The following is a 13,329-nucleotide window of genomic DNA, read 5'->3' as shown; positions in this document are numbered from 1 at the left end:
TTGCTAAATCATATTAAAGTTGACAATGTATAGCATATAGGCTACAGACCTGACTCGCTTACCAGTTGTTGCCAGACGACATTCAGATATTGCGATTAGGTGGCAGAAATTGCCCTTTGTTTTTTGTGCATTTTTCACAATTGGCATGGTGATGTTCTAGAATGTATTATCTAATATGAGCAGAAAAGAATAGAAAATAGCAATTTTTGAGAAGTTAGTCTTAGCAAGAAATGTTATTATCACTTATGAATTAAACGTTTATAAATTATTGTTATTAGAAGGGTTATGCTATGTCACCAAAGAAAGACTTGTCTGTAAAGCTAGAATACTATCAACAAAATACCGATTATAAAGCCAGAATCGTTGTCAACAATAACGAGAAACAGATCTTCTCAAAAGACAGTTCACTTAGAATATGGTATAACGAACTTTCGTGCGATTATTCATCTCATTGGCACAATGCCTTGGAGATCATTTCTCCAATAGAGAATTATTATGATGTTGAGGTTGACGGTGTCGCACACCACGTAATGCCCGGCGAGATCATTATCGTCCCCCCCAGAAAATCTCACGCTCTCCACGCGCCCAAGACAGGTTGCCGATATGTATGCCTTTTTGACATTGACTTTTTTTCATCTTTAAGAGGATATACGAGCCTTATTCAGATGCTTCAGGAATGCATTCATATCACACCTGATACCTATGCACCTATATACAATGAAATATATGACAGTTTTTCAATGATCTGGCAGGAATATTTCCAAAAGACAGAGTTCTATGAGTTCTCAATTTACTCACATCTTTTCCAGATCATGACTATGCTTTCAAGATATCATCTCAGTAAGATTAATCTCTTCACCGAGAGCACTCCTGTCAAGAGACACGAATACTTTGAAAAGCTCAATTCTGTCATCGACTACATAGACAACAATTATGTATATGACATTACCCTTGAGGATGCAGCCGCCCTTAGCGGATTTTCAAAATTCCACTTTTCAAGGCTCTTTAAGGAATACATGAATTGTACATTTTATGACTATCTGATAAATCAGAGAATCAAGGCTACTGAAGTGCTGCTGACAGATGACAGTCTGTCAATTACTGATATCGCACTACAGGCAGGTTTTTCAAGCATTTCAACTTTCAATAGGACCTTCAAACAAAGAAAGGGCTGTACTCCCGGCGAGTACCGTGCCCTCTACTCCGGCGGCCTTGGCAAAAAGCGCGGAGATGTAAGAGTTAAATAAAACACTTCTTTTGATATTAGGAGTCACTTAACAAACTCATAAGAGTACACCTGATATTCTTCACCTGCAAACACGAAAAATACATTGTGCTTACCTATTACTTTTTCATCAAGTTCACAGTGAATTGTTACAGGCTCTTTTGAATCTGCTGATACATGCGCAACAGCAACTTCATCAGATGATGGAGTATCAATGCAGATTCTTATGAATCCTTCTCCACTCCCAAGAACCTTAACGTCAACAGCGCTCGCACCAACATTTCCAAATTCAACCCCTGAAAGGCTTGTCCATGCTCCATCCTGGATTCCTGTCAGAACCATTTCTCCGGAGCCGTATTTTTTTGAAACTTCACCATACTGAGTAGTTGTAAGCCCTGCCATATTACTCGTAGTTACAGCAGGTATCTCTTTATATGGATCAAAGCTCTTAATCTGCTCCACTCCATGTCTGGTTCCAATGCTTGCCGCAGGTCCAAGATCATCGCCCAGCATCAAACTGTCAATGTTAGTACTTCTGTATCCTTTAAGGATTCCCATTTCATTTTCAAGAATTCTGGAATGGTATGTAATATACCATTCGCCGTTAAATTCAAACATACAATGATGATTATTGCCGCCCTGTCCAAAGAAAACCTGAGGGTTTTTAAGTACTCCGCCGCATAACTCAAATGGCCCCATAGGAGAATCAGATTTCATAGTAACTATCTCGCCCTGAGAAAAACCAAGTTCTGACTCTGCCCCTGCAGGAACATCAAAGTTAGAACAATATGAATAGTAGTAAACTCCTCCTATTTTGTTTATTCCTGAGTCTTCAAAAAGATATGGCACATTCTCGATTGGTTTTGGATCGCCATCGATGCTTATCATATCCTTTCCAAGTTTTGCCACTCTTGCTGTTCCGGGATTTGAAGCTTTCTCTTTAGATGGAATACCACCGCCAAAATATATATAGCACTCTCCGTCATCATCCATAAGTACCGCCGGGTCAAAGAGCCATGTTACTTCAGCGCAGGTAGGTGTATCTCTTGAAATAAGCGGTCCGTTTAAAGGATCTGTAAACGGACCTACAGGGCTGTCCGCTGTCAGTACAGCGATTCCGTTTCCATTATTTGCAAAATATAAAAAGAACTTATCCTTGCCGTCTATTTTCTTGTAAGCTGCTGCCGGTGCCCAGGAATTGGCTCCCCAGGATGCCGCGCCATTTGTTCCTGCTGCATAAACGCTTCCGTGATCGGTCCAGTTTACCAAATCATCAGAAGACACAACATTTATAGTATTTATGTTTCCATAGGTATTTTCTTTGACACTTCCATCAGGCTCATATGAAAACTTATCTCCCGTCATATAGATATAAACGCGACCGTCATAAACAAGTGCATATGGGTCTGCGCCGAATCTCTGAACCATTATTGGATTGTGATCTGTTATCTTTTTGTAGCTATTCATAATCTCCACTCTGTCTAATACTTCCATTGAATTTTCCCCCACCATCTCGGGAGGGTCCCCGGATGGTTTTTTCACCTCATAATCTCCGCATCCTCCAAGAAGTAACAACGCAGATACTACAGCAAACAGTTGTATAAGAGGATTCCCGGTTTTATATGATTTAAACCTATTCATAGCATCTCCCTGTTACTTCTTAAGAGTTTGACAAACAGAACTATATAGGAATTCAAGTTCTTCAAGCCACCAAAAAGTTGCTGATTTTATTCCAGTAATTGCGAAAGCTTAAAACTTAGCAAACTTTACACATTTGCCAGCAATATTTGATTAGAACAGACCTTAAAAAAAATATAAATTACGAGTAGGGTATTTACATAATTTTATGTATTGGGGAGATAATAAAATGCTTAGAAAAACACGCGTAGAAAACGGGCTTGTTAATGGCCTTCCGGGCAATGACCCGAGGGTAACTGTTTACCGAGGCATTCCTTTTGCTGAAGCACCAATTGGGGAGAATCGTTTCAAGGCTCCACAGCCATGTAAAGATTGGGAGGAACCTCTTGATGCCTTTGAATTTGGCCCTATATCATATCAGGACACTCCAGGAACCGGAGATGGGCTCTACGACAGAGAATGGCACGTAGATCCTGACATCGCCAAGTCCGAGGACTGCCTGTATTTAAATATCTGGACACCAGCCAAAAGAGCTGATGAGAAGCTTCCTGTTTTAGTATGGTACTACGGCGGCGGTTTTCAGTGGGGTTACACTGCTGAAATGGAATTTAACGGAGAAGCTCTTGCAAGAAAAGGAATCGTTGTTGTCAGCATAGCCTACAGACTTGGATGCTTTGGATTTTTGGCACATAAAGAGATAACAAAAGAAAATCCTGATGCACCTGCAAACTTTGGTCTTCTTGACCAGAAGGCAGGTCTTCACTGGGTTAGCAGAAACATTGCCGCTTTTGGCGGAGACCCTTCAAAGATCACAATAGCAGGACAGTCTGCCGGCGGATCAAGCGTTATGCACCAGCTTACTCACGATGGCAACCGTGACATTATTAAGGGCGCTGCCATTTTTAGCGGTATTATCAGACATGTAAACGCAGAAGATGATATATTCAGGCCCCTTAATCTTGAACAGGCCGAGGACCTTGGCGAGAAATTCTTTGAATCTCTCGGCGTAAAAGATCTTGAAGAAGCAAGAAGGCTTACTTCCAGGGAACTTCTTGATGGCTACAACAGATTCATCAAAGATCATCCTAGAATGTATCCTATTGTTGATGGCAAATTCTGCACAGGCGACCCTGTTGAGAAATTTGTAAAAAGAGATTGTGCAAATGTTCCTGTTATCTCAGGTAACACAGCAGATGAATTCACCATTGATGGAATCAGTATGGTAGAGTCTTCAGTAAAGAGCACATTTACTGACGCAAATAAAAATAACGCAGATCAGAGGTTCTATTACTATAGATTCAATCCTGATATTCCCGGAGACAGTCACAAAGGAGATGCTTATCCCGGAACATTCCATTCATGCGATCTGTGGTTTTTCTTTAACACTCTTGGGATGTGCCACAGGCCTTATAAAGGAATACACTTTGATCTGGCAAATCAGATGTGTAGCTACTTTGCAAACTTTGTAAAAACAGGAAATCCTAACGGCGAAGATTTGCCGACCTGGGAGCCTTATAAAACTGTATCTCCTTTTGAAATGGAGTTTCTTGGCAGAGGCGCCACACCAAAATTTGAAGGCGGAATAAGGCAAAACAGCCGCAATCAGGCAGTCAATCCTTATCTTCCTTCATGGGAGTATATTCCTGACGGGGAGCCTTACGTATTTGGCGACAGAGTTTATGTCTATGGTTCCCATGACCTCTATCAGGGCGAAACTTTCTGCCTTGGTGATTACGTATGCTGGTCTGCTCCTGTCAAAGATCTCGGCAACTGGAAATATGAGGGCGTGATTTATCCAAAGACTTCTGATCCACTTAACCCTGACGGACATATGTGCCTCTATGCTCCTGACGTAACTGTTGGTCCCGATGGCAGATACTATCTGTATTACGTTCTTGACAAGGTCAGCGTTGTATCTGTTGCAGTAAGTGATACTCCGGTCGGACCATTTACGTTCTACGGATATGTACACTATGAGGATGGTACAAAACTCGGCGACAAGAAAGGCGATGAGCCGCAGTTTGATCCGGGTGTATTGACTGAAGGGGATGAGACATTTCTTTTCACAGGATTCTGCGGACAAGGGGATAAGTCAAGGCACGGCGCAATGCTCACCGTTCTTGATAAGGACATGCTCACAATAAAGAAAGCTCCGGAGTTTATTGCTCCGGGCAATTGCTACAGCGAAGGAACAGGCTTTGAAAAACACGCTTTCTTCGAGGCACCTTCTATCAGAAAGCGCGATGATACTTACTATTTTGTCTACTCTTCAGAAGTAATGCATGAGCTCTGCTACGCTACTTCAAAGAGCATCTACGGGCCATACACATATGGCGGCGTTATCGTAAGTAACTGTGACCTTCACATTGACAGCTATAAAGAAGCTGAAGAAGCTACAGCTTACGGCGCCAACAACCATGGAAGTATTGTAGAAATTGACGGTAATTGGTATATCTTTTACCATAGACATACAAACGGCACATGGTTTAGCAGACAGGGCTGCGCCGAAAAAATTCATTTTGAAAAAGATGGCAGCATAAAGCAGGTAGAGATCACTTCATGCGGACTTAACAGCGGACCACTCTCTGATGTTGGTGAATATCCGTCATATATAGCTTGTAACATATTCACCAATGACCATAAAATATATGTTGAAGCAAACGCCCCAAGAGTTGTACAGGAAGGCGGCGACAACACACCAAACAATGGCTACATCAAAGATATCGTTGATGGAACCACTATTGGCTTTAAGTATTTTGAGTTAAAGAATGCCACAGGTCTTCGTATAAAGACACGAGCATATTTTAACGGTTCATTTGAAGTAAGAACAGCTCTTGACGGCGAACCTATATGCAGTATCAGCGCTCATGGTTCAAATATCTGGACTGCTTTTGAAGGCTCATTTGATAAATTAGACGGAGCATATCCGCTCTATCTCACATACAAGGGCACAGGGAATTGTTCACTTGCTTCTATAGAAATTTTGCATTAATTTACAAGGAGTTTGTTATGAAAAGAAAAAAATTATTGACCCTGCCTCTTATTCTGGCTCTTTTGACAGGATGCGGAGCGCCTGCTGCACAGCCTGAATCTGAAAATGCAGGTAGTGATGTCGCCAGCAATATCACGGAAGCTACCGCTGAACAGGCATCAGGCGAATCCTCAGATGAGGCGACATCTAACTCAGAGGCAAATACTGAAACTGCAGGCAACTCTTCTGCAAAAGCAAGTTCAGAGACGTCAAACGACTCTTCATCAGAAGCAAGCAGCGAATCAAAAACAGAAGAAACCACCACAAAACCTGAACCGGCAAAGGACAAATACGATATGCGAGATATCACACCTACAGATCTTGTTGCAGAGATGAAAACCGGATGGAACCTGGGAAACACATTCGATTCCTTCGGAACGACAGGTGTTGAAGCAGAGACATCCTGGGGCAATCCAAAGACAACAAAAGAAATGATTGACGCAGTTAACGAAAAAGGCTTTGACTGCATAAGAATCCCTGTGACATGGGCTGATCACTTAGGCGCAGCACCTGACTATACCATCGATGAAGCCTGGTTTGACAGGGTTGAAGAAGTCGTAAACTACGCCCTGGATGACAATATGTATGTTATCATCAATTCTCACCACGAAGAGGAGTGGAGAATTCCTGATGATGCCCACATTGATGCCGTAGATGAAGAGGTAAAAGCTATCTGGGTTCAGATTGCAAACAGATTTGAAAAATACGGCGACCACCTTATTTTCGAAGGCTTAAATGAGCCCAGAGTAAAGGGCGGCACAAATGAATGGAACGGCGGAACAGGTGAAGGCAGAAAGTGCCTGGACAGACTTAATCAGACTTTTGTAGATGCTGTTCGCTCAACAGGCGGCAATAATGCAAAGAGGCTTGTTCTCATTACAAGCTTTGCATCATCCCATGTTATTCCTACTATTGGAAGCATGAAGATACCGGAGGATGACCATCTTGCTGTTTCTATCCATGCGTACACACCTTATGACTTTACTTACTCTGCATCCGGTAATTCCTATGACACATGGGACGGTTCTCACAAGGGAGATATTGCAGGTGTCATGCAGGATCTTCAGAGAATCTTTGGAGCCAAGGGAATACCTGTACTTCTCACAGAGTATGGCGCCGAGGATAAAAACGGAAACTCTAAGGAAGTATGCAACTGGGTTACAGAATATCTTACAAGAGCAAAAAAAGCCGGAATCCCATGCTTCTGGTGGGACAACGGTCTCTTTGAATCAGGAAATGAGCATTTCGCAATCTTTAACAGAAATGACTGCTCATGGTACAGAGAAGACGTTGCAGATGCCATAATGGCTGTGTATGATGAGGAAAACTGATTTTTATTACTTGTAAAAGAAACGACTAACTCACTTTGGTCTCACAATTGCAATAATAACAAAACCTCTATCTCAAAATGATCAATCAGATCAAATTGGGATAGAGGTTTTTGTCATTCCTCCAATTTATCTCTGCTTAATATTCGGATAAAAGCAACTAAAGAGTCTGCTGAAATCTCGAAGACAATTCTGGCTATCCGGTTGACTTCATCTGATGTTTTCTATGCTTGCAGTCATATCCATACTTACTTGTGATTGACTCAACATCTAACTATGCAATTTGCGGTCATATAACATCGTTATATTAGTTGACTCATTAACTATAAACTTAAATTGAGGTCAATAATTATACTATTCCTTGGTTGACCTCTTTTGCATCTTTGCAAATTGCAGTCAAGCCTGATATTACAATGAATTGACTCAAATAATACAAATTATGAAGTGAGTCATTTCACCACAGATAATTGGTTGACTCAGTTGAAGCGATGCCAAAATAGAGTCAATCACTAATCGCGTTCATCTGTATTAGAGACCTTCCATTCGCTTTCCTCTCAAGTTATTACAACCTGATTCAGTTTCAAAGCTGTAGTATCACCAATATTTGCACCTAAAGATTTTTCTTCTTTAATTACATTTTCCAAATCTTGAATCAACATTTTTATACACTTATCTTGTAATAATAAAAATCACTAAGGCCAAAAATATAATTAAAATTATAATATCTGATATTATTTGCTCTTTCCACTTTTCGTGGGCATTATCCCCTGCTGAATCTATTTTTTCCATCCTATCTATCGCTTTTTCATAGGACTGTTTCATAAAATAGTTTTTTGGATCATGATTCTTTATCCCCATAAAGTCCTCCCACTTTTCTGTAACACACTTACTTTTAAAGCCGTCAGAGCATAGTCTCTGACGGCTTTAGTTACCTGAATTTTTAATTATAAGTTGAATCCTGTCCGGAGGAACCGATTCTTACAAGAGCTCTGTAGAGCTTGGCTTCAGCACGAATTCGTGCTTCCTTATCAAGCTGCTGATTCTTAAGGGCTTCTTCTGCCTTGGCTTTGGCAGCTTTAGCACGCTCCACATCGATGTCTTCGCTCCACTCCCACGTTGTAGGAAGAACTCTGACTTCTCCGTTCATTACCGAAAGCATTCCACCGATACAGGCCGCCTTTCTTTCCTGGCCGTCGTCCATGGTAACTTTGGCAGTTCCCATACCAATTGCAGTACAGTAGTTGGTATGACGGGCAAGTATCTCCACATCACCATCTATTGTACGGAGCAGTATTTTCTGAACTTCGCCTTCATATTCCAAACCATCCAGGGACACAACCTGTAAATGATAAGAAGTGGACATAGGTTACTCCTTTTCTATTACTTGTTAGCTTTTGCTTTCTCGAAGACTTCATCAATAGTTCCTACAAGAAGGAATGCACTTTCAGGAAGATCATCGCACTCACCATTAAGGATCATCTTAAAGCCTCTGATTGTCTCTTTAAGAGGAACGTATTTTCCGGGAAGACCTGTGAACTGCTCAGCAACTGAGAAGCTCTGTGACAGGAAGTTCTGAACCTTACGTGCTCTGTAAACAGTAAGCTTATCCTCTTCTGAAAGCTCATCCATACCCATGATAGCAATGATATCCTGAAGTTCACGGTATCTCTGAAGAACCTGCTGAACTCCCTTAGCTACTTCATAGTGTTCCTTTCCTACAATATCAGGAGAAAGGATACGGCTTGTTGAATCAAGAGGATCAACAGCAGGGTAAATACCCTTAGAAGCGATATCTCTTGAAAGAACGGTTGTTGCATCAAGGTGTGTGAATGTTGTAGCAGGAGCAGGGTCTGTAAGGTCATCGGCAGGCACGTATACGGCCTGAACTGATGTGATTGAACCCTTCTTGGTAGATGTAATACGCTCCTGAAGAGCACCCATTTCTGTAGCCAGTGTAGGCTGATAACCTACGGCTGAAGGCATACGTCCAAGAAGCGCTGAAACTTCTGAACCAGCCTGTGTGAAACGGAAAATATTATCAATGAATAAAAGCACATCCTGATTTTTAACATCACGGAAATACTCAGCCATTGTAAGTCCGGAAAGACCAACTCTCATTCTGGCTCCCGGTGGCTCGTTCATCTGTCCATAAACCAGGGCAGTTTTATCAATAACTCCACTTTCCTTCATTTCTCCGTAAAGGTCGTTTCCTTCACGAGTACGCTCGCCAACACCGGTGAATACTGAAATACCACCGTGTGCCTTGGCAACGTTATTGATAAGCTCCATGATAAGTACGGTCTTACCTACTCCGGCACCACCGAACAAACCAATCTTACCACCCTTAGCATAAGGGCAGATAAGGTCAACGACCTTAATACCTGTCTCAAAAATTTCTGTAGCAGGAACCTGATCCTCATAAGCAGGAGCCGGACGATGGATTGCCCATCTCTCTACTCCTTCCGGGGCAGGCTGATTATCTACAGGTTCTCCAAGAAGGTTGAAAATTCTTCCTAAGCACTTGTCACCAACCGGTACAATGATTGGGCTTCCTGTGTCTACAGCGTCAACGCCTCTGACAAGACCGTCTGTGGAGCTCATGGCTACGCAACGAACTACGTCATCGCCGACCTGCTGCGCTACTTCTGCAACAAGTTTGCGGTCTTCGATCATAATCTCTATGGCATTGTGAAGATCAGGAAGTTCACCCTCTTTGAAGCGGATGTCAAGTACAGGACCTGTAACCTGAATTACCTTTCCAACATGATTTTCACTCATTGTTAAACTCCTTAATTTGATTTAGTTAATTCCAGCATTTGCGGAAGTTCTGCTCTCGTGCTTCGCACTCGCCAGAACAAGCTTCACACTAAGCTCGATTACCATCTCGCTAAGTATAAATCGGATGTTCTGCTCTCGCTCCGCTCGACAGAACAAGCTAGTACACCAAGCTCGAAAGTACCTCGCTAGGTGTTCAGCTTTCCGCTCCGGCAACGATTTCCGTTATTTCCTGAGTAATGCTTGCCTGACGGGCTCTGTTATAGTACAGGCTCAAGTTATCGATCATCTCTTCTGCATTGTCTGTAGCTGCTTCCATCGCAGTTCTGCGTGCAGCAAGTTCAGATGCATAAGATATATTGATACTTGAATACAGAATTCCTGCCATGTACTCCGGAACAATCGCATCGAACACCGTTTCACTGTCAGGCTCATACAAAATCAGATCCTTTGCTTTACCATCTTCTTGTATATCTTCAGATCTAAGATCTGAAAGAGGAAGAAGTGATGAAGCGGTAGGTACCTGAGAGAGCATGGACACGAAGTTCGTGTAACACAGGAAAACGTGTCCGAATCCGTCGCCGCCATATGATCCGCAGATCAGCTTAGCTATCTGGAAACAGTCTGAAATATTAACCTTTGCAACTTCGGCAAACTCCTCTGTGAGAATAGGCACATTTCTATGCTTAAAGAACTCAACAGATTTTTTACCGATAGGAAGAACTGTAACATTCTCCTTGCCCTTAATCTCTGCCTCTACAAACTTAAACAGGTTTGAGTTGTATCCGCCTGCAAGACCTCTGTCTCCGGCAATTACAACGTAGAGCCATTTGCCATTCTCAGTGCTTTTAGTATATATTGACTGGAAATCATTATTTCCATTGGCAATATCTGTAAGTGTAGCAAGAATCGTCTCAAGGTAAGGTTTTGAATTATCAGCTTTTTCCTTGGCCTTACGAAGCTTGGAAGCTGCGACCAGCTGCATGGCTTTCGTAATCTGCATTGTACTCTGGACGCTTTTTATTCGGAGTTTAACAGCTTTCATTGATCCAGCCATTTTGTTGTCCTCCTAATTATTTTTTCTTTAAGAAATTATCTGTATAAGCGTTCAGTGCCTCTTTAAGCTTTTCTTCTGTTTCAGCTTCGAGCTTACCGCTCTCGCGGATTTCACGCATTGCTGCAATTCCGGTAGGATCGCTGTCAAGGAACTCATAAAGTCCTGCTTCATACTCTGCAACATCAGATGCAGCAACCTTAATAAGGATATTGTTGATAACTGCATAAAGGATAGCTACCTGCTTTTCTACAGGAACAGGCTGATTTTTATCCTGCTTAAGAACTTCAACGATACGTTCACCTTGTGCAAGACGAGCCTTTGTATCCTCATCAAGATCCGAACCAAACTGAGCAAAGCTCTGAAGTTCACGATACTGTGAATAAACAAGTTTCAGTGTACCGGCAACCTTCTTCATAGCCTTGATCTGAGCATTACCACCAACTCGGGATACTGAAATACCGGGGTTAACCGCCGGCATAATTCCTGAGTGGAAAAGCTCTGTCTCAAGGAATATCTGACCATCAGTGATGGAGATAACGTTTGTAGGAATGTATGCTGATACGTCACCTGCCTGTGTCTCGATGATAGGAAGGGCTGTAAGTGAACCGCCTCCGTTTTCATCTGAGAGCTTGGCAGCTCTTTCAAGAAGTCTTGAATGGAGATAGAAAACGTCTCCGGGATATGCTTCACGTCCCGGTGGTCTTCTGATCAGCAGGGAAAGTGCACGGTAAGCTACGGCGTGCTTGGACAAATCGTCGTAGATACAAAGCACATGTTTTCCTTTATACATGAAGTACTCACCCATAGCACAGCCTGTGTATGGTGAAATATACTGAAGTGGGCTGGGCTCAGAAGCTGTAGCTGCTACAACGATTGTGTAGTCCATAGCTCCACCCTTTTTCAAATCTTCAACAAGAGCTGTTACTGTTGAACGTTTCTGTCCAATAGCAACATAGATACAGATAACATCTTTCCCCTTCTGGTTAAGAATTGTATCTATTGCAATTGTTGTCTTACCGGTCTGTCTGTCACCGATAATAAGCTCACGCTGACCTCTTCCGATAGGGATCATGGAGTCTATAGCCTTAATTCCGGTCTGGAGAGGCTCCTTAACCGGCTGTCTGGCAATGATACCGGGAGCCGGTGACTCTACCGGTCTGTACTCTGTTGTTTCGATCGGGCCTGCACCATCGATTGGCTGACCAATGGCGTTAACAACACGTCCAATCATCTTTTCGCCTACAGGAACAGATACAACTCTTCCTGTACGCTTAACGGTCTGTCCTTCGCTGATTCCTACATCCTCGCCGAACAAAACCGCGGATACTACTGTTTCTTCGAGGTTTTGAGCCATTCCGAATGTACCATTCTCAAACTCCAAAAGCTCACCGGACATACAGTTCAAAAGTCCGCTTACACGTGCGATACCATCGCCGACTGTAAGAACTGTTCCTGTCTCGTTCTGGATAATTGCATTCTGATAATTCTTTATCTGGCTTCGAATGACCTCGGATATTTTTTCTGGTTTTAGTTCCATATTTTCCTCCGACCATTTTTATTTTTTGATAACACCCCGAATTGCTCCGTTGCATGCAACTTTCGCAATTCTTCATACATTCGGAATCCGTGCTATTGCACTACTTCCTCATGTATTTGCATGTCGCAAGTACTCAATGCTCATTGTGCAAGCACACTCGCATTTATTACTGCGACATTTGTGTTATCAAATTACCGTTTCGTCGACTCGTTTACGAAGCTCGGATAACCTGCCCTTTACTGTTCCGTCAAAGAGCTGTCCCTCAAGATCCACTCTCACGCCACCAAGAACGCCGCTGTCAACCTTCTGTTTCAGCTGCACTTTCTTGCCGCTTATTGTCTCAAGTTTTGACTTAAGAAGTGAAAGCTGAGAATCATCTAAGGCTACTGCCGTAGTAACAAGGGCATCTGCGATACCGTGTTCTAAGTTGTAGCATCTTCTGTATCTCTTGCGACATGCAGAAAACTCCCTTAGTATTCCCTTCTCAATGAGAATCTTGATGAAGTTTAAAAGGTACTCCTGGCAACCATCACCAAGTGCCTGGTCAACCAACTGAAGTCTTTCTTTCTTTGGGACTGAGGGTTCCGAGAGGAGTGTTACATAGTCAGGATTCTCTTTAAAGATTCCGTCTATTACCTCCATTTCGCCCAATATTTCATCCGATAGGTTTGATTCCGCTGCCAGATCATATAGGCTCTGCCCATAAAGATCTCCAGCTTTACTCATAGTTTCTCCTTA

At 42.5% G+C, this 13,329-nt stretch carries 10 protein-coding genes; 3 read left to right on the top strand and 7 right to left on the bottom strand.

The window, feature by feature from the left end; all coding sequences use genetic code 11:
• Positions 1-290: 290 nt before the first annotated feature.
• Entirely contained in the window at positions 291-1,247 is a 957-nt protein-coding gene (locus tag J6O61_RS10520) for a helix-turn-helix transcriptional regulator (RefSeq protein WP_292212807.1), read from the top strand.
• Positions 1,248-1,270: 23 nt separating this feature from the next.
• Here J6O61_RS10520 and J6O61_RS10515 read toward each other — a convergent pair whose 3' ends face one another.
• On the bottom strand, positions 1,271-2,866 hold the full coding sequence (locus J6O61_RS10515; RefSeq protein ID WP_292212804.1) for a glycoside hydrolase family 43 protein: 1,596 nt from the start codon (positions 2,864-2,866) through the stop codon (positions 1,271-1,273).
• Positions 2,867-3,092: 226 nt separating this feature from the next.
• Between J6O61_RS10515 and J6O61_RS19475 the strand changes: the two genes are divergently transcribed.
• Both J6O61_RS19475 and J6O61_RS10500 read left to right on the top strand, forming a co-directional pair.
• Positions 3,093-5,855, top strand: coding sequence for a carboxylesterase family protein (locus J6O61_RS19475; RefSeq protein ID WP_330613775.1), 2,763 nt, complete (start codon positions 3,093-3,095; stop codon positions 5,853-5,855).
• Between the two features lie 17 nt (positions 5,856-5,872).
• Positions 5,873-7,225, top strand: coding sequence for a glycoside hydrolase family 5 protein (locus tag J6O61_RS10500; protein ID WP_292212801.1), 1,353 nt, complete (start codon positions 5,873-5,875; stop codon positions 7,223-7,225).
• Between the two features lie 666 nt (positions 7,226-7,891).
• Here the strand turns inward: J6O61_RS10500 and J6O61_RS10495 are convergent.
• The 6 genes from J6O61_RS10495 to atpH all read right to left on the bottom strand — a co-directional run bounded on the left by J6O61_RS10495 (position 7,892) and on the right by atpH (position 13,317).
• The gene (locus J6O61_RS10495; protein ID WP_292212799.1) at positions 7,892-8,080 is read right to left on the bottom strand and encodes a hypothetical protein; all 189 of its coding nucleotides are present in this window, start codon (positions 8,078-8,080) and stop codon (positions 7,892-7,894) included.
• Positions 8,081-8,162: 82 nt separating this feature from the next.
• Entirely contained in the window at positions 8,163-8,585 is a 423-nt protein-coding gene (gene atpC / locus J6O61_RS10490; RefSeq protein WP_292212796.1) for an ATP synthase F1 subunit epsilon, read from the bottom strand.
• A gap of 17 nt (positions 8,586-8,602) precedes the next feature.
• Positions 8,603-10,000, bottom strand: a complete 1,398-nt coding sequence (gene atpD / locus J6O61_RS10485) for a F0F1 ATP synthase subunit beta (protein WP_292212795.1) — start codon at positions 9,998-10,000, stop codon at positions 8,603-8,605.
• A gap of 193 nt (positions 10,001-10,193) precedes the next feature.
• Positions 10,194-11,054: an ATP synthase F1 subunit gamma gene (gene atpG / locus J6O61_RS10480; RefSeq protein ID WP_292212792.1), complete on the bottom strand. Its 861-nt coding sequence runs from the start codon at positions 11,052-11,054 to the stop codon at positions 10,194-10,196.
• A 16-nt stretch (positions 11,055-11,070) separates the two neighbouring features.
• Entirely contained in the window at positions 11,071-12,591 is a 1,521-nt protein-coding gene (gene atpA / locus J6O61_RS10475; RefSeq protein ID WP_292212790.1) for a F0F1 ATP synthase subunit alpha, read from the bottom strand.
• A 186-nt stretch (positions 12,592-12,777) separates the two neighbouring features.
• Positions 12,778-13,317, bottom strand: a complete 540-nt coding sequence (atpH, locus tag J6O61_RS10470; protein ID WP_292212787.1) for an ATP synthase F1 subunit delta — start codon at positions 13,315-13,317, stop codon at positions 12,778-12,780.
• Between the last annotated feature and the right edge of the window lie 12 nt (positions 13,318-13,329).

The organism is Butyrivibrio sp., assembly GCF_017635265.1.
Lineage (GTDB): Bacteria > Bacillota > Clostridia > Lachnospirales > Lachnospiraceae > Butyrivibrio.
Note: the sequence above shows the minus strand (reverse complement) of the source record. Positions and strands in the feature narration are given on the sequence as shown.